Below are 25,000 nucleotides of genomic sequence, written 5' to 3' on the forward strand. Positions count from 1 at the left end.
CGCCGTGCCGCCGCGGGCGCAGGCACCGACGCCGCCCTCCGCGCCGGCCACCCCGCCGCCGGCTGTCCTCGCGCTGCCGCCGCCTGATGAGGCGCCCGCCATTCGCCGGCTGCGCGCCCTGTTCCCGGCCGACGTGCAGATGAGCTACCGCACGGCCACCGTGGTCGATGAGGCGAGCCAGCGCGTGCGCCTCGAAGGCGTGACGCTGCGCCGCCCCGATTCGACCGTCACCTTCGACGACGTGACGGTCGAGGGCCAGACCGACACCGGTGTCCGCGATGCCGACCTGCGCGGCATCACCATCAGTGCCAACGGCACCCAGCTCTCGATGGCGCGCCTGCGCATCACCGGCCTCTCGATCCCGACTGCCGCCGGCGGCGCCGACCCGCAACCCGAGGAGGTCACCCTCGATCGCCTCGCGGTCGAGGGCGTGCGCATGGACAGTGGTGCCGACGGGATCTACTCGCTTGCCGGCCTGATCATCGAGGATCTTGGCATCGGGCGCAGCACGCGCGTGCGGCTAGAGAATTTCGGTGGCGAGCGCACGACGCCCACCGCGACCAACGGCTTCTCCCTCGCCCGCGCCGCGCTCAGCGGCATCGATGTCGCGACCTTCATTCGTGACATGCGCACCGCCGGTCGCGCGCAGCCGCAGGCCGGTCGCATCGAATTGACCGCCGAAGCCTTCACCTTCTCCGATGGCGGCCGCCCGGTCGGCAGCCTCGACAGCTTCCGTCTCGAATCCGACACCGATGCGGGCCAGAACGGCACCGGTCGCCTGGCGCTGCGCGGCTTCCGAATGGACGGCGTGCCACAGCTCGCGGCCGCCATCCGCCAGCTCGGCTATCAATCCCTGGTCGCGGATCTGACGATGGACGCGACCTTCCAGGCCACTGGCGGCCTGCTCGGCGTGCCGGCGCTGGTGCTATCGGTCCCCGAGTATGGTCGCCTCACCTTCTCTGCGGATTTCGATCGCTTCGTGCCGGGCTCGCCCCCGGAAACGATGATGACGGCGGTGCGCCTGGTCGGCCTGGGGGTACGCTATCGCGACGAAGGGCTTCTGGGGCGCGCGCTGCGCGCCCAGGCGCAGGAACAGCGCCTGACGGAAGCGCAGCTGCGCGAGCAACTGATCGGGATGGTGCGCGGCGGCGCCTCCGGGCCCGGGATGGCCGTGCTGCGCGACCCGGTGGAACGCTTCCTGCGCGGCCAAGCCAGTGAATTGGAGCTGACCGCGCGGCCGCCGCAGCCCATCCCCATTGCTGCTCTCAGCTCGACGCCGCCGCGCGACGCGGCGGATGCGCAGCGCCGCTTCGGGCTGAGTGCGACGGCGCGGTAGGCGTCTGGCCTCGATCACGGCCGGATCAGCCCTGGTCTGCGCCGTCGCTCGCTCGGCGCCCGGACCACATCAAGGCGCGCCGAGGCCGTCCAAGTAGACCCAGCTGCCACGAATCTTCATCGTGATCCCGCTCATTGTTCCCAAAACCGCCCCGACGGAAGCGATCATCGTGCGGTCGAAGGCGGTGCCCATGCGCAGCTGAATGTGCTGCGACGTCATCTCTGCAGAACGAGCGAGGGCTACCGCGCCTGAAATGACCCCTGACGCGACAGAGGCAATTTCGGCCAGATCTCGTTCTTCGTAATCGAATCTTGGTGACAGAAAAATCCAAACGATCCGGAGGATTTTACCATGGGTTGTCGGCCAGATATTAGAGTTTGCATGCATGATGGCATCGCATTGGCCAGACCGACTGAACGAAAAAATCCCGTATCGCGGATTTGGGGGATCTTCCAAGAGTATTTTTTCAACATGGGCCATCGCGAACGGCGAAAACGAATCAAAATTTTCACCGAGATCGACGCATTCTTGGCGCCATTGCGCTTGAATGTCTTTCCAGGATGATCGAGTAACGCGAGAAAGCATCAACATTTCTCCCCATTACGGTCGATCACCACGGCGCTCCGTCATTGAAAACATAGCCCCATTTTTACCATCATCCGATCACTCAAGCGATGCCCTTCGGAAATCGGTGAAGCCCGTCGGCACCCAACGGCAAATCATCCACCGATCGCACCGCACCCATCTGCAGCACGCCATAGAGATGCGGGAACAGTCCGGCCCGCGACCCCGCCGGCTCGAACCGCAGAGCGTCACCCAGCGCCGCCACCTCTACCGCGACCAGTACCAGCCCCGCCTCACCGGCCCGGTGCTTTGCCGCACTCGCGCGCAGCTGGTCCGCCGTGGAGAAATGCAGGAACCCGTCGCGGACGTCATCCGCGCTGCCCGCATAATGACCGAGACGCTCCGCCTCGGCCCAATCCGCGCCGCGCACCATGGTGTAGATGATCGTGTCCATGAGCGCCGCGTAGCTCACATCGCCAGCCGATAGAAGACCAGGCCGCCGATCTCCGCCTCCGGCACCCGCCCCACCGCCCAGGCCGGCAACCGCTCCGCCGCGTGGTAGTGCGTCGCCCCACCCGTGGAATCGGGCAGGACGCCCGAGGCCGCGCGCGCCGCAATGCGCCGGCAGATCGCCAGCGCCATGTCGTCCTCGCCCAACGCTAACATCGGCGCATGGCGCGGATGCCGCGGATGCCAGCACCCGAACTGGAACGGCGCCCGGCAAATGCCGCTCACCCCCCTGCCCCAATGCCGCGGCCCGTCCGGTGCGGCCACCATCCGAACCCGGTTGATGATCGCCGCCGCCACGCCCTCGATGGCGCGCACCGGTCGCTCCGCCGCCTCGCCCCACAAGGTCAGCGCCAATACCTCCACCGAAGTCGCGCTGCGCGCCTGCACCGCCGCCGACATCAGCGCGCATCCTTCTTCGGCGAGGAACACGTCGCACACCCGCGCCCGATCTCGTTGATCTTGCTCTCGATCCGCAGCATGTGCTCCGATAGCCGCCGATCCACATCGCGGATCAGCGACAACGGCACATAGGTCCGCGCCACCTCCAGCTTGTAATCCGCCAGGTCCTCGCGCGTGCGGGTCAGGGCCTCAGCCCCACGCTCGTCAATCCGATCCGACCGATTCAAAAAATCCTGGCGCAACCCGTGAATCATCCAGAACAGGCCAGCGGCCACCGGAATCTCCACGAACCTGACCCAGGACGCAGGATCAAACTCCACAGCCATGACGCGAACCCTTCTTTCTGAGGTGACTTGAAGCGCGAAAGGCCCGGCCCCACCCTGCGAATGATGTGGACCGAGCCCTACCTGGAAACCTGCTGCCGATCGGCGCTGCACCGCCTGACCCTGGTCGCCGACCACGGCCGGCCGCCCGGGCTCAAGGACGGCCCCTGCCTCGACCGCCTCACCAACCTCGGCCTCGCCCACCCCCGCCCCGACGGCCGGTACGAGATCACCGACCCCGGCCGAGCGCGCCACGCGACGGAAGTGCTGAAGGCGGTGGGGTAGAGAGCAAGGCAAGCAAGGCGGGGGGCTTTGCCCCCTCGACCCCCGCCAGGAGCCTGTGGCCCCTGGACCCCCCTTTGTTCGTTTTTGGGTTGGGGTAGGGCTGGGACTTCATCGATGGTGCGCCGGGGTGGGGAGGGGGCGCGTCTAGGGCGTTCCCGTGACAGGGGAGTTCGCTGCGCCCCCTCCCCACCCCGACACGCCTCCGGCGAGCCTCAAACCCCTTCCCAAAACCGAGAACCAACAAATGGAGGTCGAGGATCGACACGATCCTGGCGGGGTCCAGGGGCAGAGCCCCTGGCCTTGCTTTCTTTCTCCTACCCCCCCCGCCAGTCAGCACTCCGCGGCATGGGCGCCGCGCGGGCCAGGCGGACGGGTTCGGCCAGGAGGCAGCCCGCAACCGCGTCCAGGGCGTCGTCGGGTTGGTTGGGGGCTCCGGGGCGCCATTCGGACATTTCGGTCGGGAAGGGCGTTTGCCAGAGGCTGGTGTGGGCGTGGAGGCGCCGCGCTGCGAGTGCGGGTTCAATGGCGCCGAGGATGCGATCGTCCTTGGCGCGTCGGTTCGCGTGGTCGAGCACGGTGCAGGCAGCGCCGGCGCGGGCGAGTTCCCGGCGCAGCAGGGCGGGCAGGAATTTCCCGATACCGTTGGTCTCGATGCGGATGATGGGCAGCAGGAGGTCTCGGGCGATCTGGGCCACCTGGCGGCATTGCTGGGTGGCGGGGTCGTCCGCGGCGTCCGGGTCCACCGCGAGGTAGGCGATGCGGTGGAGGAAGTGGGCGCCCTCGGCGTCCGAATACAGCGCGGCAAGGACGGAGGCATCGCCTCCCGTTCGGCCGAAGGCGGGGTCCCAGAAGGCGCCGCCGGCGACCAGGCGGCGGCCGAGCAGCGTCAGCGTCGGGCGGCCGTGGACTTCGGCGTAAAGGGGTTCTTCGGCGTAGCGGATGAGGGCGGCGGGGTCGAGGCGGACGGCGGTTTCGTCCACCGCCTGGAGGAGCATCTGGCGGCGGAACTGGGTAGGGCCGACGCGGTCGCGCAGCGTGGCGATGGCGTCGGGCGGGAAGCGTTCGGGCCAGGCGCTGCGGCCGGCGGCGTCGGTGATGGGGATGGTCAGGCGCCGGTAGCCGCGGAGGTAGGCGTTGGGCTTGTAGAGGCTGTCGGCGGTGTGCGGGGTGCCGACGAACAGCAGCGTGCCGGTGGGGGTCAGGACGAATTCGGTTTCCGCCAAACGGTCGCGCAGCTCCTCGCGCTTGGCGGCGGTGTCGCAATTGCCGGCGACTTCGACGTCGTCGCAGATGACGAGTTCGGCGCGGTCGCCGGTGATGTTGCCGCCGATGCCCTGGGCGCGCATGGACGCGTCGCGCAGGGCACCGTCGCGGGCCACCGTGAAGCGGTCCGACGCCCAGGCATCGGCATTGCCGGGGATGAGGTGGGCACACAGCGGGTGGCGTTCGATGATGCGGCGGACATGGGTCACCATCTTGCCGGCGAGCATCTGGTCGGCGGCCAGCACCAGGATGCGCGTCTCCGGCCGCCGCGCGAGCAGCCAGGCGGACCACAGGCCGATGAGCGTGGACTTGCCGCAGCCGCGGAAGGCGGTCAGAGCCAGGCGCCGGTCGCCGGCCGCATCGCGCGCCATGAACCACCGCGCGATGCGGCGGTGGAGTGCGGGTGTGGCGAGCGTGTGGGCGTGATTCCAGATCCAGAGGAATTCGAGAAACTCACTCGTCCTTTGCGGACTCATCGATGTCCTGCTCCTCTTCGTGGGTCAGGGCGAGGGCGCGGCGCGCTTCCGCGAGGATGGCGGCGGCGCCGGCGTCGCGCGGGATGTCGGGGTTGAGCAGGCGAGCGACCTTGACCAGCTGCTCGCGATGGCCGAGCGCGGCGCGGCCGGCATTGTGGCGGGCGATGAAGGCCTTGGCGTCGGTATCCTCCTCGACGGGGGCGGTGGCGGCCATGAAGCGTTCGTATTCGCCGATGACCTTGGCGAGCGCGGCGTTGAGGTCGGGCGCCGGGCGCGGCTGAGCGGGCACCAGGGCCTGGCGCGGCTTCATGCTTTCACGACGCGGCCGCGCACGATCCCGGCGCCCAGGTCGATCGCGGCGGCGGAGCGGTTCCAGGCGGTGACGGTGACGATGTCCGTCGCCCCCACCTGGGCGAGGAAGACCACGCCCGAGGTGGCGAGCGAGAAGCTGGCCGAGGCGAAGTCGCCCGGCCGCGCGCCGGTGAGCGGCAGGTTGAACTGCGTGGTGCCATCGGCCGCGATGGAGGGCGGGTCCCAGGACTGCTCGGCGGTCAGCTCGCGCGCGCCATGCGGCAGGTCCGGCTGGCCGAACAGGACCGAGGGCGCGAAGCCGGGGTCGCAGGCCAGCGACATCGCGCGCACCTCATAGTCGCGGCCGATCCGGGCCACGCCGATGATCGCGTAGGCCACCTGCGGGGCGAGGCGGACGACCTGGCGGCGGGTGAGATCCGCGTCGGTCATGTCGACATTGCCCTGCCACCATTTGGCGGCCGCGTTCCAGATGAGCGCCTGGCCGGAGGCGGTGACCATGGTGCCGTCGGCATCGGTGAGCAGGGTCATGTTGGCGTCGAAGCACTGCACGATCATGCGCGGGTCATCGGCATCGATGACGAGGGCGAATTCGCGGCAGGCGTGGGCATCGGCGACGAAGCCCAAGCCGCGCCCGACGGTCAGGATCACGCCACGATCGGTGAAGGTGAAGTTCGACAAGCCGGGAAAGGCGTAGCCCGCGAGTGCGGTGGGCGAGCCGGCGACATTCGAAGAGAGGCAGGCGAGTTTTTCAAAACCCCATTCGGTGTTGGACCAGCGGATGCGCGCCGCGCGCAGGCAGGGCACGGATGCGACGGTACGGCTCGCCTCACGAAAGGCCGCGCCCTGGTGATAGGTGCGCACGACGGCGCCGACGCGGGTGACGCCCACGTAGTCGACCGAGACATTGTAGGCCTGGCTCGCCCAGGCGATTTCGTAGACATGGTCCTGCGCCGGGCCGGTGTGGCGCGCGACGTAGGGCGAGCATCCCTCCATCCGGATGGCGCGCGCCCAGACCGCGCGTGAGGAGACCTGGCACAGGAAGGGAATGCCGCTGATCGGGCGGCCCTCGGCCTGCAGCTCAAAGCCGGGCGCGTCGAAGATGTGGCGGTTGTGCGCGATGTAGGCGCCCGGCTCGGCGGACAGGCGGATGCCATAGCGATCCTGCGTCGGGTAGAGCGAGGAGGCGATGGCGAAGTGGCCGCCATAATAGCGCACGGATGTGTTCCACGCCGCGGCGGTCGCAGTGTGGATGTCGAGGCCGATCTTGTTGTTGATGATGCGGCCAAGCTGGAGCGTGGAGTCCTCGAAGCCGCGCTCCTCGCCGAGCGTGCGGATGCCGATGGTGAAGCCCTCGACCTGGCGGATTTCGATCTGCGTCGCGTCCATGTTGCGCAGCACCAGGCCGATATCGCCCTCGTTGGTCCAATCGGAGATCGCGGCGCGGATGACGCGCAGGCCGTGGTAGAATTTGGTCGCGTTTCGCGTGGCGCTGCCGTCGCCGATGGTGAGCGCGGTGGTGCCGGCCGGGCCGGCATAGACGATCGCGCCACGCATGATCATGCCTGCGGCGGCACCGGGCAGGACCAGCGGCTGGGTCGCGCGGTGGCTGCCTTCGCCGATCACCAGAAAGCGCCCGGCGGCGGCGGCGGCGTTCATCGCGGCCTGGAGCGCGGGCGTGTCGTCGGTGACGCCATCGCCCACGGCGCCGAAATCCCGCGTCGAGAGGGATTGCGAGAGCTTGTCCTCGACGGTCGTGGGGATCGCACCCGTGAAGGGCGCGGTCAGAAGCGTGGAGTTGCGGTCGAACAGCGTGATCGCACCGACGCTGTCAAAGCCGAGCACGCGGTTTGCCCGCGCACCGCGCAGCGGCAGGGTGGTGGTCGCACTGCCTTCGGCGGGGTCGAAGCGGAGCGTGTCGCTGACGTCGGCAGCCACGTCCTGCATGGCCGCGATCTGGTAGTCGAGCTCATCGTTCAGGGCGCTCGCGCGGAGGATCGCGTTGTCCTGGAAATCCGTGGTGCGCGAGATGCGCAGCCGGCGGCGCAGCGCCAGCCGCGTGCCCGGCAGCGGCGGTTCGACGAACCGAACCGTGCCGCCCTCGGAGAGACCCGCGCCGACCACTTCGAAGCCACCGTTCAGCGGCACGCCGTTGACGCGCAGCTCCAGATCCTCCTCGACGAAGATCGGGAAGGGGAAGGTGAAATCGGCCTGGATGCCGTCGGCGACATACTGCACGCGCGGCGCGATATCGCCGATGGTGATGTGCTCGGACATGGGTTTCTCCGGTGGGTCGCGGGGGCTCAGCCGAGCAGGTTGCGGGCGAGCGCGCCGACGCTGTTGCCGAGGGTCAGGTAGTTGGGCGACGCAATCGAGCTGGTGGCGAAGGACCCGCTGGCGGGCTGGAGCAGGCTGCGGCGATTGGCCGCGAGGCGGGCATTGAGCAGCGCGGAATCCTGCGCGTCGCTTGCAGCCGCATCCTGTTGCAGGCCATCGACCAGCGCCTGGGCGGAACCGCCGGAGGGATCCACGCCGCCCGCGGCGAGCCGCGCGCGCGCCTGGGCGATGGTGCGCTTGAGCGTCGCGTCGCGCTGGGCGCGGCTGGCTTCATCGGCCAGGCGCAGCTGCTCGGCGCGGGCCGCCTCATCGGCGACGGTCGCGGCGTTGCGGACGTCCACCTGCGCCTGGCGTTCCGCGACCTGCGCTGCCTGCTGCACCGCCTGCTGGCGCTGCGCTTCCTTCTGGCGCTTCTCGGCGTCCTGCTTCTGCTGGACCTGCCCGTAGATGCTGGCACCGGCGCCGATGACGCTGGCCAGCGATGCGATCTGTGCCATCAATTGGATGTCCTTGCCTCGGTGGTGACGGAAAGCAGCGTGAGCGGCAGCGGCGTGTCGCCCTCGATGCGCCAGGGCGCGTCGAGGCCGCCGCGTCGCCAGCCGATGGCACCGAGCGTGACGTCGCCGGTGAAGGGCTCCGGCGCGGCGTCGAGCCGGTTGAGGTCGAGCCTGCGGAACGGCACCGAGCGCAGGCCGCGCCCGACATCGGCAGTCAGCGCCGCGGTGTCGAGCACGCGGAAGGTGATGGTCACGCTGCGCCGCGGACCAGTGGTGATCCCGATGTTGCTGGCAGCCACGACCGGCATCGGTTCGATGCGGTGGGTGAAGAGCAACCCGGCCTGGCCGCTGCGCGCCGTGGGCGCCAGCGCGATCGCGCCGTTGTTCACCAGCGCGGGATCCCGCGGCGCGCCATCGGCCACCAGCCCCACCGTGCGACCTTCCAGATGATCGAGACCAGCGAGGCTCGTCCGTGCCGCGGTGCCGGCAAAGCTGATCGCGGCGTCGAGCCCGAGCGTGCCGTCGAAGCGCTCGAGCCGCTGGCTGCCATTGCGCTCCACCAGCGCCCAGATGGTGCCGTCGGTCTCCGCAAGGTCGCGGAACAGCCCATCGGTTTCCTGCCGCGTCCAGGCGGTGACCTGCTCGGCGCGGTAGATGGTGAGCGTGGCGAGCGAGCCATCGGCCATCGCGATATGCAACAGCCGAGACCGCGCGTCATAGGCCAGCGCACGCGGACCCTGCACCAGGTGCCGCGCGAGGATCGCGAGGTCGTTCGCCTGGTAGATCTGCTGGAGATCCGTGTAGGTGAACTCATGCACGCTCTGCCCCGAGCGCGAGGCGAAGATGGTCGCGCCATCCACATCGACGGTGGGCAGCATCCGGTCCGTGCGGCTGCCCACGCGCGTCTGCCGCGTGAGCTGGATGGAGGAGGGCGTCAGCGGCTCGCCGGTGACCATCCATTCCGAGCCTGAGGTGAAGACCTGCAGGTGCCGGCCGGAGAACACGCCGCGAATGGCATTGGCCTGGTCGGAGACGAGGGCGAAGTCGATGCCCTCGTCATCGAGGCCGGTGCCCGGGTCGAAATCGAAGCTCGACGCCGTGCGCGACAGGAACAGGCGGTTCGGCAGATCCCGCGTGCCGCCGATCACCAGGCGCTGCTGGTGGAAGCAGGCGCAGATCGGCCAGCCGCGCGCATCACCGAAGGCGGATTCATCCCAGGACGCGGTCGCGGCAGTCCCTGTGAGCGGCGCATCCACCACGGCGGCGGAGACCACGGTGGCGCTGTTCACCGTGTTGATCGAAACGCGCCGTCCATTGATGCGCAGGCGCGCACCCAGATGCCCGGCGCTGAACACCGGCGCCGACGCGGTGACCGTGACGAGACCGGTGGTGCCGGAGGTCGCGAGCGTGATGGCGCCATCGACGAAGCGATGGAAGGGCTCGCGCACCAGCGGCCAGGATGCGAGGCTCCAGCCCGTACCGTTTCGGGCGATGCGCTGCGGCGGCAGGTTCGGGTGCAGGATCAGCGCGGCGTCGTCGCTCTGCGTCCAGGCGATCTGCGGCAGCATCGGCCCGGTCCAGGGTGCCGCGATCTGCGCTGTGCGCACGTCACCCGTGTAGATCGAGAGCAGCCCGTCGGTGAGCACGAAGAGGTAGGTGAGCTCGGCATTCACCTCGAAGGGGATCAGCCGTGCCTCGCCCGGCAGGGTCGCGATGTGGCGAAGGCCGGGGCGGCGCGTGACGCCGCCTGTCGGCTGGATGAACACGTTGCGCAGGCGCCGCGCGCCCGTCTCATAGGCGCGCAGATCCACGCGGCCGAGCAGCTCGGGCGCGAGCTCGCCGGCGGTGAACGCCGTCTTGGCGCGGAAGGAGGCGCTCATGACCGCCCCCGCACGGTGATGAGCGGGTAGTCCTCGATCGCGCGTGGCGTGCCCTGCTGGCTGTCGGTCTGCCGCGCCGCGCGGAATTCGGTGTCGGCGAGCTTGTAGAGAAGCTCCGCGCGCTGCGTGCTCTCGGTCAGCGGAAGGCAGAATTCGGCGGCCAGGCGGGCAGCGAGAAGTGCGGCGAAGAAGGGCGGGAAGACGCTCTCATCGGGGCGGAAGATGTGGGTGAGGATGATCGAGTCCGCGTCCGTGTGCAGACGGTCCTCCAGCAGGCGGAACGGCACGCCGCGGCCGCGCACCCCCTGCCCGGCTGACAGCGCGCGCAGGAAGGTTGGCGGCAGCTGGTAGGCATAGGCGAAGTCCGCAACCGGTGTTGCGGCCAGGCGCGGCAGCGTAGCCTGGCCGGTCGCGAAGCTCCACGGGTGGGCGGAGAGCAGCGCGTCGCGCGTGCCGGCATACAGGGAGGCCGCGACCTCGGCTTCGGCCGTGCCGTCGTCGAAGGAGGCGACCGGGCGCGCGCCGATCTTCAGCAACGCGCGCGAGCAGAGCGCGAGGGCGTTCGCCATGGGTGTCTCCGGAAAAAGGGGAAAAGAAAGGTCGGGGAAAGGAATTTCCCCGGACCCCATTCTTTTATTTTTGCTTTTTGGTGCTGGCTGGGCGGCCAGCACCAAAGCTTGCTGCGCTTATTCCTTGGCGCGCATCCGGACCACGCCGGCGTCATCGATCATCACCGCGCCCTGCGACATCATGTTGTTGATGAAGCTGGCGGCGCGATCGCCATGCCAGGAGATGTCCGTCGTCACTTCCGCGTTCACGGCGTGGCCCACGGCCGTGCGGTGGTAGAAGTAGCAGTACCGCAGGTTGCCCACCTTCGTGAGGCCGGAATGCGGAATCCACAGCGCGCCGAGCCAGCGCTTCGCCTGGGTGCCGCGCCAGGGCAGCTGGTCGTCGCCGATATAGTCCGCGTTCACGAACTCATCGATCGCGAGCAGATCGCTCCACTGCTTCCAGCCGACCACCGCGAAGCGGTTGCCGTCATCGGGCACATTCGCATCGCCCATCTTCTCGAAGGCGAGCAGCACCTTCGCCTTGGTCAGCGGGTCCGTGTCCGTGGTGCCGGCGACGGTGCTGACCGCCTCGCGCGTCGCGGTGTCCAGCGCGGCGATGATCAGCTCGTCGGTCTTGCGGCCGAGGGCGTAGGCGCCGGCGTTGGCGATGACCGTGCGCTCATCGATGTTGGTCTTCAGCTCGTCGAGCTTGTCGATCCACTCGCCGGCATAATAATCCTGCAGGAAGCATTCGACGGCGTCGTAGGCCAGGTTCATCACCGGCACGGTGCCGTTGCGCGCCTTGGCCGCGGCCGTGCCGGTGCCGACCTTGGGGAAGGAGGTGCTGGCGCCGACGACGCCGGACTTGCTGCGCACGGTGGGGCGCAGCTTGGAGCCCATGCGCTGGTAGGCCTCATGGACCTCGGCTTCGAACTGCTTGACGAAGGCGACATCGATCGCGGGCATTGGGAATGTCCTTGGATGTGGGGGATGGGTGCGCCGCGCCCGGGTTCCCCCGAAGGGCCCGCGGCGCGGCGGCGTCCCGCGCGCCCTGGTGGGGTTGTGCGCGGGCAAAGGGATTGCTGGTGGGCGGGCAGCACGGGGGTGCTGCCCGCCCACGCCGGGCCGCGGCCGATGGCCGGCGGCCCCTGCGGCGGGGCGACATCCCAGGGAGGACCGGGACGCTCGAGCCCCGCCGCGAGCTCAGCTCTTCGTCAGGCGGCGGAAGCCTTCGGTGACGCGCTTGACGAAGTCGGGCTCGCGGGTGCGCCAGTAGCGCGGGTCGCGCATCATCACGCGCAGCTCCTGCTCCTGGGACGCGGCGGGCTGCTCGGCGGCGCGCATCAAAGCGGGCTCGCGCTTGGCCATCATGCCGTGCATGGCGACGACGCCGTCATGGCTGGTACTCAGCGCCTCGAAGACGTGCGGCGCCAGGTTCGCGCGGCCCCAGGCGGCGATCTGGCCGGCCATGCGGCGGAAGGCTTCGTCGCCACCGAAATGGGCGCGCAGGCGGTCCACCTCGCGCTCGGCCTCGACCTCGCGCACGGCGTCGGCGATCAGCGGCAGCAGGCGCTCAGCAGCCAGGTCGTAGACGAGTTGCGCCTGCTTCGGCGTGAAGCCCGCTTCGTGCAGACGCGCATTGATGGCGGCATCGGCGGAGAGCAGGTCATGCGGGGCGGTGATGGCGTAGCCATCGGGCTTTTCCGGCACACCGAGGGCGCGCAGGAAGCGCTGGCGCTCCTCCTCCGGCGCGTCGGGCGCCGGCGGGCCGGCGCGCTGGGACAGGCGGCGCTCCAGTTCCAGGTAGGATTTCAGCAGCGCCTCGGTGCGGAGCGTGCCGGCCTCGGCATCCCAGAATTTTTCCGGCACGCCATCGGGGATGGCGGCGGGTTCGGGCTTGCTGGCGGCTTCGAGCAGGTCCTGGCTCATGCGGGCGACACTCCGTTCTGCGTTGCTTGGAGAGGTTTCAGAATCTCGGCCGGGGCGTTGAGGCTGCGGGCGAGCCAACGGGTGGCCGCCGCGGCATCGACCTGTGCGGCGGCATCGGGGCCGAGCTGCCCCACCGCCTGGAGGAACAGCAGCGTATTGGCGGCATCCGCCCGGCCCTGGACCTGGGCGAGCGGGCTCGCGTAGCGCAGGCGCAGTTCCTGCCCATCCTGCGTCTGCGGCGCGATCTCGCCGCGGCGGCGAAGGATCGCGAGGCAGCGCGTCACCAGCGGGGTCAGCAGTTCTGATTGCAGCCGGCCATAGGTGGCGCCGAGGCGCCGGGCGGTCTCGGCGCTGCGGTCCATCACCTCGGTCGCCGTCATCCGGCCTTCGCGCTGCGGCGAGAGACGGTCCGCGAGCAGGGCGGTGCGGATGCGGGCGCGGAGGTCGTTGAGCACGAGTTGCGAGACATCGAAGCGGCCCGGCGCGGCGAGCGGCGTAAGGCCCGCCGAGCCCGGCGCCTTGGGGATGATCGCGCCCGGCACCAGGCGGATGGTCGCCGGGTTGAGCACGCCGTCATCCTCGGCCTGCCAGATTCCGGTGGCCGCGATGGAGGCGTTTTTCAGCACCAGCTCGACGACCAGGTTGGCGGTGCGGATATCCGGCAGCGCCTTGCCGACCGGGCCGCGGCCATAGGTCTCGCCGGGCGCCTTGAGCCAACGGAAGGCGATGAAGGGATTTTCGGCAAAGCGGCCCTCGGCGAGCGGCCATACATGGCCGTCATCGCCGGCGAGCAGCGCGGTGAAGCTGGTCGCGTGGGCATCTGGATGGACGGCTTCCAGGACGCGGTGCCGGGCGGGTTCGCCCTCGCCATCCGCGTGCAGGACGGCGGCGGGCAGCGTCGCGTCCGGGTAGCGGGCGGCGATGGCGGCGGCCGTCATGCTACGGGCGCGCCAGATGGTATCGAGCCGGCCGGAGGTGCCTTCCTCCAGCACCGTCTCCCGCAGCGGCACTGCGGCGAAACGCAGCGCGGAGGGCTCGCCGGGCGCGGCTTCCTCGACGAGGATGATGCCGGTGCCGGTGATGACCAGGTCGAGGAAGGCCTGGTGCATCTCGAGCGCGAAGTTGGAGCGGTCGAGGTGCAGCTGCAGCATCTCGGCCGCGTCTTCCAGCGCCAGCGCGGTGGCGCGGGCGGCGGGGCTGTCATCCAGCGGCCGCGCCGGGGCCAGGCCGAACCAGCGGGACCAGGGCGGGCAGAGTTCCGCCAGAAGCGAGGCGGCGAGCTGTTCCGCCGCATCGGCCGCGGTAGCGTCGAAGAGCTGCGCGGCCTTGCCAGGCTCCGGCAGGGTCTGGTCGTAGCAATCCTGCCAAAAAGCCTCGAAGGGGCGGCGGCGGTCGAGGGCGCGGGCATGGCGCGCCAGCATCTGCTCGAGCGGCAGGCTCTCGGGCGGCGTGGGCCGTGGGGTCACGCTGACACTCCTGCGACAATGGGGGGGCCCAAAAAGCCGCAAGCCCGGACCGCTCCGGTGAAGGAGCAGGCCGGGCCCGCGGAAGTTTGGGGAACGGGAGGAAGGCCACCGGGCGCACGTCGCCCGTTGACAGGAGCTTTCTAGGCGAGGCCGACGGAAGATGTCAAGTTTATTTTCCTATTCCCAAAACCTTTCTGCAACCTGCGGAAGAGCACCGCCGGCGTCAGCGCAAAGGGCGCGTCGGGACCGAGCAGGGCACGGCACAGGGCGACGCAGGTGAAGGGAAGGATCGGCGGAATCGTGCGTGCACGGCCCGGCATGGGCGTGAAGGGGCCGAGAACTGACAGGCCGGCGCGCGTATAGACCGCTGGCAGGTCGAACGCCGCGTCGAGCGGCAGCCGCTGCACCAGCAGCCGGCCCGAAAGTGGGTCGAGGATTGTCCATCCCTCCGCATCGGCGATGGCCGCGAAGCAATGCCGGAAGCCCGGCGAAAGCAGGCGAAGCCACCATTGGTCGGCGCGGCCGCCGAACACGATGTAGATGCGTTGGCCGGCATCGTCCGCGATGCGGCGATGCGCGATCCGAGGCGCATGAGGGCGCTGGAAATCCAGGTTTTCAAAGGCGAACTCATGCACGGCCTCGCTCATGCGACAATCCCCTTCACGCGCAGCGGCCATTCGAGGCGCGAGAGGGCTTCGGTCCAGATCGCGTGGTCGCGCGCCTCGCTCAGGTGGCGCGGCGACGGCTGCACGCCGCGCTCGCCCCACAGACGCAGGATGCGCGCGTGCACCAGGTCGATGCGGCGCTGGCGATACAGGCGATCAAGGCATTTCACCACGTCGTCGGGTTCGCAATTGCGCGGCACGGCCCCGCGATTGGCCACGATGCGGGCACCGTCGCGGCGCGCCATCAGCGCGGCCATGGTCCAGAACCAGGCTTCCTCGGCGGTGGCGAAGGGCACGGCCTTGGACAGCGAGGCGTAGCGGGGGGAGAGGGCGTGGTGGGGGGCAGCGCGCATGGCAGGGAGCCTTCGTTATGTGAACACAACAAGAACATACCCGCCAAGGTTGTGCTCGTCTATACGAAATCTTGAAAATGTTCCTATTGCATTCTGACGGAAGACCTAGGATGTTATCCCCATGCGACACGATGACATCTGGCGGGCGCTCGACGCCCTCGCCGCCGAGAACGGGCTTTCGGCCTCTGGCCTGGCCCGCAAGGCCGGGCTGGACCCGACGGCCTTCAACCCCTCCAAGCGCACAGGCGTGGACGGGCGGGCGCGATGGCCCTCGACCGAAAGCATCGCCAAGGTGCTGGACGCGACGACCACCGGCATCGAGGCCTTCGCCGAGCTCGTCACCGGGCAGCGCGCGCTGCTCTCGGGCCGTGGCCCGGCGCGGCGGCACATCCCGCTGATCGGCTTCGCCCAGGCCGGATCGGAGGGGTATTTCGACGATGGCGGCTTCCCAGTCGGCGGCAGCTGGGACGAGATCTCGATGCCCGAGATTACCGACCCGCACGCCTATGCGCTCGAAATCTCAGGCGAATCGATGGAGCCCGTCCTGCGCGATGGCGACACCATCATCGTCTCGCCGGCGGCCCCCGTGCGGCGCGGCGACCGCGTCGTCGTGCGCACGACCAAGGGCGAGGTGATGGCCAAGGAGCTCACGCGGCAATCAGCGCGGCGGATCGAGCTCAAGAGCCTCAACCCGGCGCATCCGAGCTACAGCTTCGACCTCGGTGACATCACCTGGATGCACCGCATCGTCTGGTCCACCCAGTAGGGCCCGTCAGCACCGCGCGCCGCGAACTGCCCAGAAGCCTGGGCGGGCGGCGGCAAGGGGTCCCAACAGATACAATACGAAGGTGTTGTCCGCATCGGTCGTGACGCGGTGTCTGGGCGATGCATGACCGTCGGTCTCCAGGCACACACCGTCGCGCCCGGCGTCGGGACAAACGCGGAGCAGATCGTCCGGAGGAACTGCCACGCGCCGCAGCGGCATCGGCGGTGGCGTACCCGTATCCACGGTCGCGCGGATCGTCCTGAGCGGTCCAAGCAGGACATTGTCCGCAACAGCATCCCAAAGCGCCGGCGCAGCACCTTCGAGGTGGAGCAGGATGAGGTAGCGGGCACCCGGAGCAGGGTACTCATGGGGATCGAACCAGACATGAAGCCCAGGACGCCGCTCGCTCGAAGACAACGCGAGGGCCCGATGGACGTGAATGGGTTCGACGCCGACGGGGGGCATCACGTCGGGGCCGATCCTGCCAGTCGCGTCCATGTAGCTCCGAACGCTTGATCCGCCCCCCAGCCGGTCCGCGACGGCATTGTAGCGCGCGACGAAAGCCAGCCGATGCGGCCACGCCAGAAAACAGGCACGGTGCGCGACGGTGTCGGACAAGTCCCAGAGCTCATCGAACGGGCTCTCGATGACGTGCGACGTCGCGACGCGGTCCTGGCCCTCAAGCACCGGATTTCGGCAGAGCGCACAAGGCATGCCTGGCCAGAAGATGGCCATGCCTACCGCTCAGGTGCGCGGCGGGTTTGCCGGCGGCCCTGGGGGTGCGACGGGCGTGCCCGGGGGCGCCGCGCGGCGCTGCATCTCGCCTGTCATCGGGATGAAGTAGACGCCCACATCCTTGCGGCTGCGCACGCGGCCCTCGGCATCCTTGGTGTAGATGTAGAGGAACTGCCCGCGGCGGAACGGCTGCCCAATCGGGATCAGCATCCGCCCGCCGGGCTTGAGCTGCGCCAGCAAGGCCGGCGGCACATATTGCGCCGCGCACGTCACGATGATGGTGTCGAACCCACCCTCGACCTCAGGCCATCCGAAGAACCCGTCGCCGACGCGGGTTTCGACATTGCCGTAGCCGAGCGGGGCATAGATGCGCTGCACGGCGCGGCCGAGCGGCTGGATGATCTCGATGGAATACTGCTTCGACACGATGCGCGAGAGCAGCGAGGACTGAAAGCCGCTGCCGGTGCCGATCTCGAGCACGACATGCTCCGGCTTCGGCTCGCAGGCCTGGGTCATGTAGGCTTGGCCGAGATAGTCGGACAGCGCCGAGCCATAGCCGATCGCCCAGGGCTTGGGGTCGGCTTCATACGCCTCGAGCGGGGCCGCGCGACCGCCCTCGTACATGTAGTGGTAGTACTCGCGCGGCACCTCCGCGAAGGCGCGCAGCACGGCCGGGTCGGCGGCTCCGAAGCGGGTGCGGAGATAATTCTCGATGCGGCGTAGCGCCTCGACCCTGCGCCCCTGGATGATGCGGAAATTCGGCTCGGTGAGCGACGTCTCCCGGCCGGAGGCGCGCATCGCCGCCAAGTAATTTGCGTGGCTCCAGGTGCCGCCCACCGGCGTCGTGGTGGGGATGGGCTGCGGCGTCGAGGGCGGGCGCGGCGCCGGCGGTTCCGCGACGGACGCCAATGGCGACTCCGTCGTCGGGTCCTGTGCCCGCGCCAGGTTGGGCAATGCGAGAGCCGCGCCGGCGGCAAACAGGTGGCGACGCTCAATGCTCATCGTGATTCATTCCGCGGGAAAACCGACATGGCGGTTACATAACACAACAATGCACCCACCAGCAGTGCGGAAAGCCCGCTCGTCTTCGCCAAGAGGTTTGCCAGTGGCGTGGAAACCACACTGAAGGCGCCGTTCAGCGCCCAGGCCCAGGGCAGCAGACGCGGCGCATCGCGCGCGAAGCGATCGAGCCCGAGCGGAAACGGCAGGCCGAGCGCAACACCCGCTGGCGCCGTCAACGCGACGACGAGTAAGGCACGCGCAAGCCAGGGCCAATCGAGCGTCGCACCCACCAGATCCCGCAGCCCGAACAGCGCCAGCGCCGTCCATGCAAGGATGACCGCGCCTGCCGCCAGCAAGGCACCGCGTGGCGCGGCGGCATAGCGCCCGGCCATCATGCTCCCGAGCCCCGAAAAGACGAGCATCGCCGTCAGCACGAGCGCGAAGCCCGAGGCGCGATCCTCCAGCAGGAAGGCGGCCTGCTCGATCAGCGCGATCTCGATGAACAGGAAACCCAGCCCGAGTGCCGCGAAGTAAGGCAGGGCGCGCAGCACCATCCCGGCCGGCGCGCCGATGCCGCCGCGACGCAGGGCCGGCAGCAGCGCCACCAGCAGCGCGAGCAGCGCCGCCTGCGCCAGCACAGCGACATTCACCAGCGTGCCGATCTCTGCCTGCGGCAGGATCTCGACCCGCTCCAGCGCCAGCGGCAGCGCGGAGAGGCGAACGAGCGGCGCCAGCCAGGGACGGTCCTCGGTCACCGGCGAACGGTCGAACGCGTCCATCAGCGGCGTGCCGGCCAGCACGCCGGGCGCTTCCTGCGCGATCGCATCGGGCGTGCCTTCTCGCCCGGTCCCGATGCTGTCGGATTCCAGCGTGATCGGCGGCAGCTCGTTCCAGACGGTGCGGTCGGGCGCGACCTCATCGATATGCGGCGCGAAGGAGATGTCGAAGGAGCGTTCCTCGGCAAAGCGGTGCAGGGCCGCAACGCGCTCCGGGGTCCAGGGCACGGGCGAGACGAGGATGCGCAAGTTCCAGGCGGAGCGCAGCACGACCACATGCGCGGCGGGATCGGCGCGTCCTGAAAGCACCAAGGCCGCACGAACCGTGGAGAGCACTCGGATCGCGTAGACCGGCAGCTCGCGGATATTCACCGGCAGCGACAACAGGCCGCCCGCCGCGAGGCGCGACAGTGATCCGGCGATCGCCTCGGCCGCGTAGAGGTGGCGGCTCTGGTCCTCGGCATCGAGGATGTCGCCCGCATAGTCGATCAGGTCGAAGGCGTCGCCAGTCGCCCGCAGTGGATGGGTATCGGACAGCATCACGCGCGGGTCGCGCGGTAACGGCGGCACCGGACCGATCCCATGGATGAGGATATGGCGGAGCATTGGCTCCGGCTCCTGCACGGTGATGCTGCGCGCATCGAGCGCCAGGGCCTCGGCGATGCGAAACCCGCCCGAGGCGCCGATCAGCAGCACGCGCGGCTGGTCGAGCAAGGCGTAGGCGCCGGCCGCCAGAGTTCCCGACGCGTAGGGCGCCGTAATCGGTACGGAGGGGAGAGCCGCGATCCGGATGCCGTCGCGATACAGCCCATAGCTGCGGCCCGGCGGCTCCAGCCCGAGCATCCCCAGATTGTTGGAGATGTCGGTATCCAGCCGCTCGGTGAAGTTATCAAGCAGCTGGTAGACGCCGCGCGGGCTGAGCACCTCCGCCAGGACGCGGCTCTCGGGCACGTTGCGTGCGATCGAGACGGGCTTGTATTCGCTGACGCGCGGGCTTGCGGCGGAGAGGATCAGCGCCTCGGAGGCGAGCAGGACGGCGAATGCCGCGCCCCGAAGCAGAACCGGACGCGCGGCGGGGGTGAGGATCGCGGCGAGCGCCATCACGGGCAGCAGCGCCGGCACCAGGTCGAAGGGATGCAGAAGGTATAGCAACCCGATCGCGGCGATGGCGCCGACGCCGGCGCCGACCAGGTCCCAGCCATACACGCGGCCGATGGCGCGGGCGTAGAGCACGAAGTTCAGCGACACCGCGAGGCCGGTGAGGAAGAAGAACGGAAACAGCGCCACGTAGTAGAGCAGGATGTTCCAGGCCTGACCCTGCCAGGCCACGCCGTTCTGCAGTTCCAGCGGATTGAAGGGGTTCTGGGTGACACCCACCCAGCCCGCGGCACCGGTGGCCATCAGCGCCAACGGCAAGACCGGCAGCAGCCAGGACGCGTTGCGGAGCAGCGTGTCCCGGCCCATCACCATCACCACACCGGAGACGGCGAAGCCGGTCATCGCGATGGAGATGACCCAGTAGCCATACTCCGACCAGCTCGCGACGGCGAAGAACCGCGTGAGCCCGGTCTCAACCGCGACCGCGGCCAGCGAGATGAGGAAAAGCGGCAGCAGGGCGCGCGCGGTGACCGGCGCTGCGGTCACGCCCAAAGGGCTCGGCGCTGCGCGAAATCCGCGAGGAGGGCGTTGAACCGTGCGGCCTCGTCAACGAACAAGGCGTGGCCCGCGGTCTCGAAGACCTCGACCTGCGCGTTCGGGTGCGAGGCCGCGAGGTATTCGCCCTGCGTCGCGAAGTTCGGCCGGATCGCATAGAGCACGGGCCGCCGCGTGCCATGCACCGCCTCGCGCCAGAACTCGCGCGGGCGCGGGTAGGAGAGCAGGTCGATGCTTGCCTGCAGCGGAACGCGGAGCGCGTCCTCGGTCAGGCGCGCGAGGTAGTCGGGCCTTTGCGGTGTGCGGAACATCGAGGCGACGAAGGCGCGCACCGTCGGCTCTCGGCGCGACCGCAGGTTCGGGATGAAGCGCGACCGCCAGGCCCCGCTGGGCGCCGGACCCTCGCCCACCGAATTGTCCACGAGGACAAGGCCGGCGATGCGCTGGTCGCCATGCTCCGCGATGGCGGACAGACCATCCAGGACACCGAGCGACCACCCCACCAGCACGATGCGCGGCGTGCCGAGATGCGCGATGAGCTCGACGATGTCGCGGCCGCGGCGCCCGGGCTCATGCCCGCGCGGCGCAATCTGAGACTGGCCTTGCGAGCGCGGGTCGAATGCGATCACCCGGTGGCCACGGGCAAGGCCCGCGACCTGCTGTTCCCAGATCCAGGCCGGCATGCACCAGCCGGGAACCAGCAGGATCGGGCGGCCCTGGCCGGCATCCGTGTAGTGCAGGCGGATCCCGTCGCTCGTGGTGAAGCTGCGGCTTGCGCCCTGCGCGAGCGCCGGTGCGGCGGGGCCGAGAAGGGCTGCGGCGAGCAGTGCGCGGCGCGAAGGTGACGGTGAACGCATTGCTCGTGGCGGTCCCCAGAAGATGCGCGCTTGTTGCGCCGCTCCGGCGGAAGGGCAAGCCCCTAGTGGGAAGGTGGGGGAAAAGAACGCCTCAGGCCATCCCGCCCCGGGCGCTTACCGGCCAGAGGCATTCGACCCGCCCACCGCGCACCCCGACATACCAGTCGTAGCGATCGACCGTGGGGTCGCAATGGCCGGGGACGAGGCGCAGCTTCTCGCCGAGCCCGGGGGGCGTGCCGCCCTCGATCAGGATCTTGCCGTGCTCGTCGGAGGCGCCGGCATAGCGCAGTCCCGGCCGGTCCCAGACCAGCGGCAATCCTGAATCGATCGCGACCGCCTTGTGTCCGGCATCGACGACGGCGACGCCGGGTATCGCGCGGCTCATCACGGTTGCCAGCACGAACAGGGCGTGGCGGAACGGCGGCGCGTCGCTGTTGCGCGCGTAATCGGCATCCATGAAGGCGTAGGAGCCTGCCTGGATCTCCGTGTAGACCCCGCTCGCGGCTTCCAAGCGGAAGGTGCCGGTGCCGGCGCCTCCGACGATGGAGCAATCCAGGCCACGCTGGCGCAGCTGTTCCACCGTGCGGCGCGACGACTCGACGGCATGGGCGATGGAGGCCGCGCGTTGCTCCGGCGTGCGCTGGTGCTGCGCGCTGCCCTGGTACGCCTGGATCCCGCCAAAGCGCAGCTGCTTCGAGGCCGCGATGTGCTCGGCGAGTGCCACCGCCGGCGGCCCCGGTTCGACGCCGCAGCGCGCGGCGCCGACATCGATCTCGATCAGCACCGGAATGCGCACGCCGGCCGCTTCGGCCGCGGCCTCGATGGCGGCGACCTGCTCCGCATCGTCGACGCAGATGGCGACCTGCGCGATATGGGCCAGCGCTGCGAAGCGCGCGAGCTTGCGGGCGCCGACGACCTGGTTGCTGACCAGGATGTCGGGAATGCCGCCCCAGGCCAACGCTTCTGCCTCCGCGACCTTCTGGACGCATTGGCCGATCGCGCCGCGCGCCATCTGAAGCTTCGCGATGACGCTGGATTTGTGCGTCTTCGCATGCGCCCGCAGCCGGGTGCCGGTCGGCGCAAGAAGCGACGCCATCATGTCCAGATTGGCTTCGAACGCGTCGAGGTCGAGCAGGAGCGCCGGGGTGTCCACCTCATCCTCGGGCATGCCGGGCTCGGCGGGGGGCGGCTGCAACATGCGCGGTCTCCTTCAGGTCCCCGAGGCTACCCGCATTCGGCAGCGATGGTCACGTCGGCCAGGGCGCGGCACCCGCACGCCAGGCGGCGGCGCACCAGGCGCGCGCCTTGCGTGGACCGCGCGGCGTCAGCACGCAGACGGGGTGGAGGCGGTAGACACCCCCCTCATAGGCGGCAAGCCGTCGCAGCGCCGCGGCGGAGGGGCGGATGAGCTCCCCCGCCAGGGCCGCGGCGCGGTCCTTTCGCAGCGTCGGATAGGGCGTTCCACGGAGCCTGACGCGGCGATGACCCAGCAGCACCGCCGGCAGGCCCCGCAGCGCCAGCCGGGCGTCACCGCTGCGCAGCGCGAGCGTGCGCGCATCGAGCAGCGTGCCATAGAGGAAGATCGGCGGCCCGGTCACCGCGTGTGGTCTCGCCTCACTCGACCTGCATCCGCAGCTCGGTCACCAGCGGCCGCACCTGCGCCAGCTGAGCGCGAACATTCGCGCCGAACTCCTCCGCGGTATCGCCGCCTGGAACCGCGCCGAGCTCGGCAATGCGGCTGGCCACCGCCGGGTGGCGCGCGGCCGCGGCGATCTCTTGCTGCAGCTTCGCCAGGATCGGCGCGGGCGTCCGTGCCGGGGCGAAGAAGCCATTCCAGCCGAGCAGTTCGATGTTCGGGAATCCCTGCTCGCGCGCGGTGGGTACGTCGGGAAGTGCCGAGGCGCGCTGTGCCGCCAGGGTCGCGATCGGCCGCAGCGTGCCGCCGCGGATATGCCCGAGCGAGGAAGAGAGCTGGTCACCGCCGAACTGAATACGCCCGGCCAGCATTTCCTGCACGAGCGGCGCAGCACCTCGGAACGGCACGTGCTCCAGGCTGATCCGCGCATCGCGCTTGAGGATCTCGCCCACCAGGTTGATCGTGCTGCCGGGGCCGGTGGAGCCATAGAACATGTCGGTGCGCGTGCGCGCGAGGGCGACGAATTCCGCGAGGTTCTGCGCCGGCACCTGCGCGTTGACCAGCAGCATCATCGGCACGTTGGCACCCATCGAGATCGGCGCGAAGTCGCGCTCGATCGCGTGCGGGGCACGCCCCTGGAATTCGAGCGCGGCGGTCGTCGTGCAGAAGGTGAGATTGTGGAACAGCAGCGTGTAGCCATCCGGCGCCGCCTTCGCGACGACATCCGCGCCGATCGACCCGCCGCCGCCGCCGCGGTTCTCGACCACGACGGATTGGCCGAGCGTCTCGGTCAGGCGCTGCGCGTAGAGGCGTGCGAGGAGATCCGTGGTGCCACCGGCCGGGAACGGGACGATGATGCGGATCGGGCGGCTCGGGTAGATCTCCTGTGCCGTCGCGGCCCGCACCCCCGTTAGCGTCAGGGCTGCGGCGACAAGGCTCCGGCGCGTGATCATGACAGGCGGCCTCCCGATGGCTGTTCTTGTTCCATCGAGCGTGGCGAGCGGCCGCCGGCCCGTCAATGCCCGGCGTTGGCCCCCGAGAAGTCCGGGGCTTCAAGACCGCTGGCGGTGAGATGGCGCACCAGATGCGCCTTGAGGCGTTCGAGCCCGGCATCGCTGCTGGCTTCGGCGCGGGCCACCAGCACGGCTTGGGTATTAGAGGCGCGCAACAGCCACCAGCCATCCTCCGTCAGCACGCGCACGCCATCGACATCCTGCACGCTCGCACCTTCGCCCGCGAGCCGGGCCTTCACCTCGGCGACGACCTCGAATTTGCGCTCCTCGGCGCAGTTGAAGCGCAGTTCGGGCGTGTTGATGACCTGCGGCAGGGCCTTGCGCACGTCCGAGAGTTTCCCGCTCATCCGCGCGACGATGCCGAGCAGGCGCAGCGCGGAATAGGGCGCATCGTCGAAGCCGTACCATTTGTCGGCAAAGAAGATGTGGCCGGACATCTCGCCGGCGAGCGGGCTGCCGGTCTCGGCCATCTTGGACTTGATGAGCGAATGGCCGGTCTTCCACATCAGCGGCGTGCCGCCCGCCTTGGCGACTTCGTCGAACAACACCTGGCTGGCCTTCACATCGGCGATGATGGTGCCGCCTGGATGGCTCTTCAGTACATCGCGGGCGAGGACGATCAACAGCTGGTCGCCGAACAGGATGTGGCCCTCGTCATCGACCACGCCGATGCGATCCGCATCACCGTCGAACGCGATGCCGAGATCCGCCTTCTGCCGCGCGACCTCGGCGATGATCTGTTCGAGATTGGCGGCGACCGTCGGGTCAGGGTGATGGGCGGGGAAGGTCCCGTCGATCGTGCCGTTGATGACCGTGTGCTCACCGGGCAGACGCGCCACGAGGGCCTTGGTGATCTCCGCGCCCGAACCATTGCCTGGGTCCCAGACCACGCGCAGCTTGCGCTCGCCGCCATCATAGTCTTGCAGCATGCGGGCGATGTAATCCTCCGCCATGTCGACCTGGCGATCGTTGCCCTGCGCTTCGGCAACGACATCCCCCGCGGCAGCCATGCGCCCGATCTCCTGGATCTGAGCCCCGAAGAACGGCTTCTTGCCGAGCATCATCTTGAACCCGTTGTAGTCGGGCGGGTTGTGGCTTCCGGTGACCATGACGCCGCCATCCGCCTTCAGCGCGTAGGTGGCGTAGTAGAGCATCGGCGTCGGGCCGCAGCCGACCCGCGCCACCTCCAGGCCGCAGGCGGTGAGACCCGCGACCAGTGCCGCTTCGAGCTCGGGCGAGGAAAGGCGCCCATCATAGCCCACGGCCACCAGCTTGCCGCCGCCCCGCGCCACGATGGAGCCGAAGCAGCGGCCGATCGCGAAGGCATCCGCCGAATGGAGCGTTTTGCCGACGATGCCGCGGATATCGTATTCGCGGAGCGTCGTCGGATCGAAGCTGTGCTGGAAAGCGGGCATGCGG

General features: G+C 69.4%; 26 protein-coding genes. 3 read left to right on the top strand and 23 right to left on the bottom strand.

Going from position 1 to position 25,000, the window contains the following annotated elements; all coding sequences use genetic code 11:
- The coding region (locus GXW79_RS06830; RefSeq protein WP_211873609.1) for a hypothetical protein at positions 1-1,336 on the top strand (1,336 nt) is incomplete at its 5' end.
- A gap of 69 nt (positions 1,337-1,405) precedes the next feature.
- On the opposite strand, the gene GXW79_RS06835 is transcribed toward GXW79_RS06830, so the two are convergent.
- From GXW79_RS06835 to GXW79_RS06850, 4 genes are all read right to left on the bottom strand, one after another.
- Positions 1,406-1,921, bottom strand: coding sequence for a hypothetical protein (locus GXW79_RS06835; protein ID WP_211873610.1), 516 nt, complete (start codon positions 1,919-1,921; stop codon positions 1,406-1,408).
- A gap of 82 nt (positions 1,922-2,003) precedes the next feature.
- Positions 2,004-2,354, bottom strand: coding sequence for a DUF952 domain-containing protein (locus tag GXW79_RS06840; protein ID WP_211873611.1), 351 nt, complete (start codon positions 2,352-2,354; stop codon positions 2,004-2,006).
- Positions 2,355-2,368: 14 nt separating this feature from the next.
- A complete protein-coding gene (locus GXW79_RS06845) occupies positions 2,369-2,809 on the bottom strand; it encodes a cell wall hydrolase (RefSeq protein ID WP_211873612.1) in 441 nt (146 codons plus the stop codon).
- Positions 2,809-3,084, bottom strand: coding sequence for a hypothetical protein (locus tag GXW79_RS06850; protein ID WP_211873613.1), 276 nt, complete (start codon positions 3,082-3,084; stop codon positions 2,809-2,811). Before GXW79_RS06850 ends, GXW79_RS06845 begins: the two co-directional genes overlap by 1 nt.
- Positions 3,085-3,198: 114 nt before the next feature.
- On the opposite strand from GXW79_RS06850, the gene GXW79_RS06855 reads away from it, so the two are divergent.
- A complete protein-coding gene (locus GXW79_RS06855) occupies positions 3,199-3,417 on the top strand; it encodes a hypothetical protein (protein WP_211873757.1) in 219 nt (72 codons plus the stop codon).
- A gap of 314 nt (positions 3,418-3,731) precedes the next feature.
- On the opposite strand, the gene terL is transcribed toward GXW79_RS06855, so the two are convergent.
- The 11 genes from terL to GXW79_RS06910 all read right to left on the bottom strand — a co-directional run bounded on the left by terL (position 3,732) and on the right by GXW79_RS06910 (position 15,143).
- Positions 3,732-5,156 carry a phage terminase large subunit gene (gene terL / locus GXW79_RS06860; protein WP_211873614.1) on the bottom strand — a complete coding sequence of 475 codons (1,425 nt, stop codon included), beginning with the start codon at positions 5,154-5,156 and terminating at the stop codon, positions 3,732-3,734.
- Entirely contained in the window at positions 5,134-5,466 is a 333-nt protein-coding gene (locus tag GXW79_RS06865; protein WP_211873615.1) for a hypothetical protein, read from the bottom strand. Before GXW79_RS06865 ends, terL begins: the two co-directional genes overlap by 23 nt.
- Positions 5,463-7,742, bottom strand: a complete 2,280-nt coding sequence (locus tag GXW79_RS06870) for a glycosyl hydrolase family 28-related protein (protein WP_211873616.1) — start codon at positions 7,740-7,742, stop codon at positions 5,463-5,465. Before GXW79_RS06870 ends, GXW79_RS06865 begins: the two co-directional genes overlap by 4 nt.
- Before the next feature lie 26 nt (positions 7,743-7,768).
- A complete protein-coding gene (locus tag GXW79_RS06875; RefSeq protein WP_211873617.1) occupies positions 7,769-8,299 on the bottom strand; it encodes a hypothetical protein in 531 nt (176 codons plus the stop codon).
- Positions 8,299-10,179 (bottom strand): hypothetical protein, encoded by a 1,881-nt coding sequence (locus tag GXW79_RS06880; RefSeq protein ID WP_211873618.1) that lies wholly within the window; start codon positions 10,177-10,179, stop codon positions 8,299-8,301. Before GXW79_RS06880 ends, GXW79_RS06875 begins: the two co-directional genes overlap by 1 nt.
- The gene (locus GXW79_RS06885; protein ID WP_211873619.1) at positions 10,176-10,748 is read right to left on the bottom strand and encodes a hypothetical protein; all 573 of its coding nucleotides are present in this window, start codon (positions 10,746-10,748) and stop codon (positions 10,176-10,178) included. Before GXW79_RS06885 ends, GXW79_RS06880 begins: the two co-directional genes overlap by 4 nt.
- Before the next feature lie 117 nt (positions 10,749-10,865).
- On the bottom strand, positions 10,866-11,696 hold the full coding sequence (locus GXW79_RS06890; protein WP_211873620.1) for a phage capsid protein: 831 nt from the start codon (positions 11,694-11,696) through the stop codon (positions 10,866-10,868).
- A 237-nt stretch (positions 11,697-11,933) separates the two neighbouring features.
- Positions 11,934-12,659, bottom strand: a complete 726-nt coding sequence (locus GXW79_RS06895; RefSeq protein WP_211873621.1) for a capsid assembly protein — start codon at positions 12,657-12,659, stop codon at positions 11,934-11,936.
- Positions 12,656-14,125, bottom strand: a complete 1,470-nt coding sequence (locus GXW79_RS06900) for a portal protein (RefSeq protein WP_408901544.1) — start codon at positions 14,123-14,125, stop codon at positions 12,656-12,658. The genes GXW79_RS06895 and GXW79_RS06900 overlap by 4 nt, the downstream gene beginning before the upstream one ends.
- Positions 14,126-14,265: 140 nt before the next feature.
- Positions 14,266-14,772 (bottom strand): hypothetical protein, encoded by a 507-nt coding sequence (locus GXW79_RS06905; RefSeq protein ID WP_211873622.1) that lies wholly within the window; start codon positions 14,770-14,772, stop codon positions 14,266-14,268.
- Positions 14,769-15,143 (bottom strand): hypothetical protein, encoded by a 375-nt coding sequence (locus GXW79_RS06910; protein WP_211873623.1) that lies wholly within the window; start codon positions 15,141-15,143, stop codon positions 14,769-14,771. The genes GXW79_RS06905 and GXW79_RS06910 overlap by 4 nt, the downstream gene beginning before the upstream one ends.
- 121 nt (positions 15,144-15,264) lie before the next feature.
- On the opposite strand from GXW79_RS06910, the gene GXW79_RS06915 reads away from it, so the two are divergent.
- Positions 15,265-15,909 (top strand): S24 family peptidase, encoded by a 645-nt coding sequence (locus GXW79_RS06915; protein ID WP_211873624.1) that lies wholly within the window; start codon positions 15,265-15,267, stop codon positions 15,907-15,909.
- A gap of 6 nt (positions 15,910-15,915) precedes the next feature.
- Here the strand turns inward: GXW79_RS06915 and GXW79_RS06920 are convergent, their stop codons facing one another.
- The 8 genes from GXW79_RS06920 to pgmG all read right to left on the bottom strand — a co-directional run bounded on the left by GXW79_RS06920 (position 15,916) and on the right by pgmG (position 24,996).
- Positions 15,916-16,644, bottom strand: a complete 729-nt coding sequence (locus GXW79_RS06920) for a hypothetical protein (protein ID WP_211873625.1) — start codon at positions 16,642-16,644, stop codon at positions 15,916-15,918.
- A 9-nt stretch (positions 16,645-16,653) separates the two neighbouring features.
- Complete coding sequence (locus tag GXW79_RS06925; RefSeq protein ID WP_246503791.1) at positions 16,654-17,646, bottom strand: protein-L-isoaspartate O-methyltransferase family protein; 993 nt, start codon at positions 17,644-17,646, stop codon at positions 16,654-16,656.
- A complete protein-coding gene (locus GXW79_RS06930; RefSeq protein WP_211873626.1) occupies positions 17,643-20,066 on the bottom strand; it encodes a hypothetical protein in 2,424 nt (807 codons plus the stop codon). Before GXW79_RS06930 ends, GXW79_RS06925 begins: the two co-directional genes overlap by 4 nt.
- Entirely contained in the window at positions 20,063-20,932 is an 870-nt protein-coding gene (locus GXW79_RS06935; protein WP_211873627.1) for an alpha/beta fold hydrolase, read from the bottom strand. Before GXW79_RS06935 ends, GXW79_RS06930 begins: the two co-directional genes overlap by 4 nt.
- 91 nt (positions 20,933-21,023) lie before the next feature.
- A complete protein-coding gene (locus GXW79_RS06940) occupies positions 21,024-22,130 on the bottom strand; it encodes a DSD1 family PLP-dependent enzyme (RefSeq protein WP_211873628.1) in 1,107 nt (368 codons plus the stop codon).
- Positions 22,131-22,179: 49 nt separating this feature from the next.
- Complete coding sequence (locus tag GXW79_RS06945; RefSeq protein ID WP_211873629.1) at positions 22,180-22,530, bottom strand: gamma-glutamylcyclotransferase family protein; 351 nt, start codon at positions 22,528-22,530, stop codon at positions 22,180-22,182.
- A gap of 16 nt (positions 22,531-22,546) precedes the next feature.
- Positions 22,547-23,521, bottom strand: a complete 975-nt coding sequence (locus tag GXW79_RS06950) for a Bug family tripartite tricarboxylate transporter substrate binding protein (RefSeq protein WP_211873630.1) — start codon at positions 23,519-23,521, stop codon at positions 22,547-22,549.
- 62 nt (positions 23,522-23,583) lie between these two features.
- Complete coding sequence (gene pgmG, locus GXW79_RS06955) at positions 23,584-24,996, bottom strand: phosphoglucomutase/phosphomannomutase PgmG (RefSeq protein WP_211873631.1); 1,413 nt, start codon at positions 24,994-24,996, stop codon at positions 23,584-23,586.
- Positions 24,997-25,000 lie beyond the last annotated feature (4 nt).

This window comes from Plastoroseomonas arctica, from assembly GCF_018128965.1.
In the GTDB taxonomy this organism is placed as follows: Bacteria; Pseudomonadota; Alphaproteobacteria; order Acetobacterales; family Acetobacteraceae; genus Plastoroseomonas; species Plastoroseomonas arctica.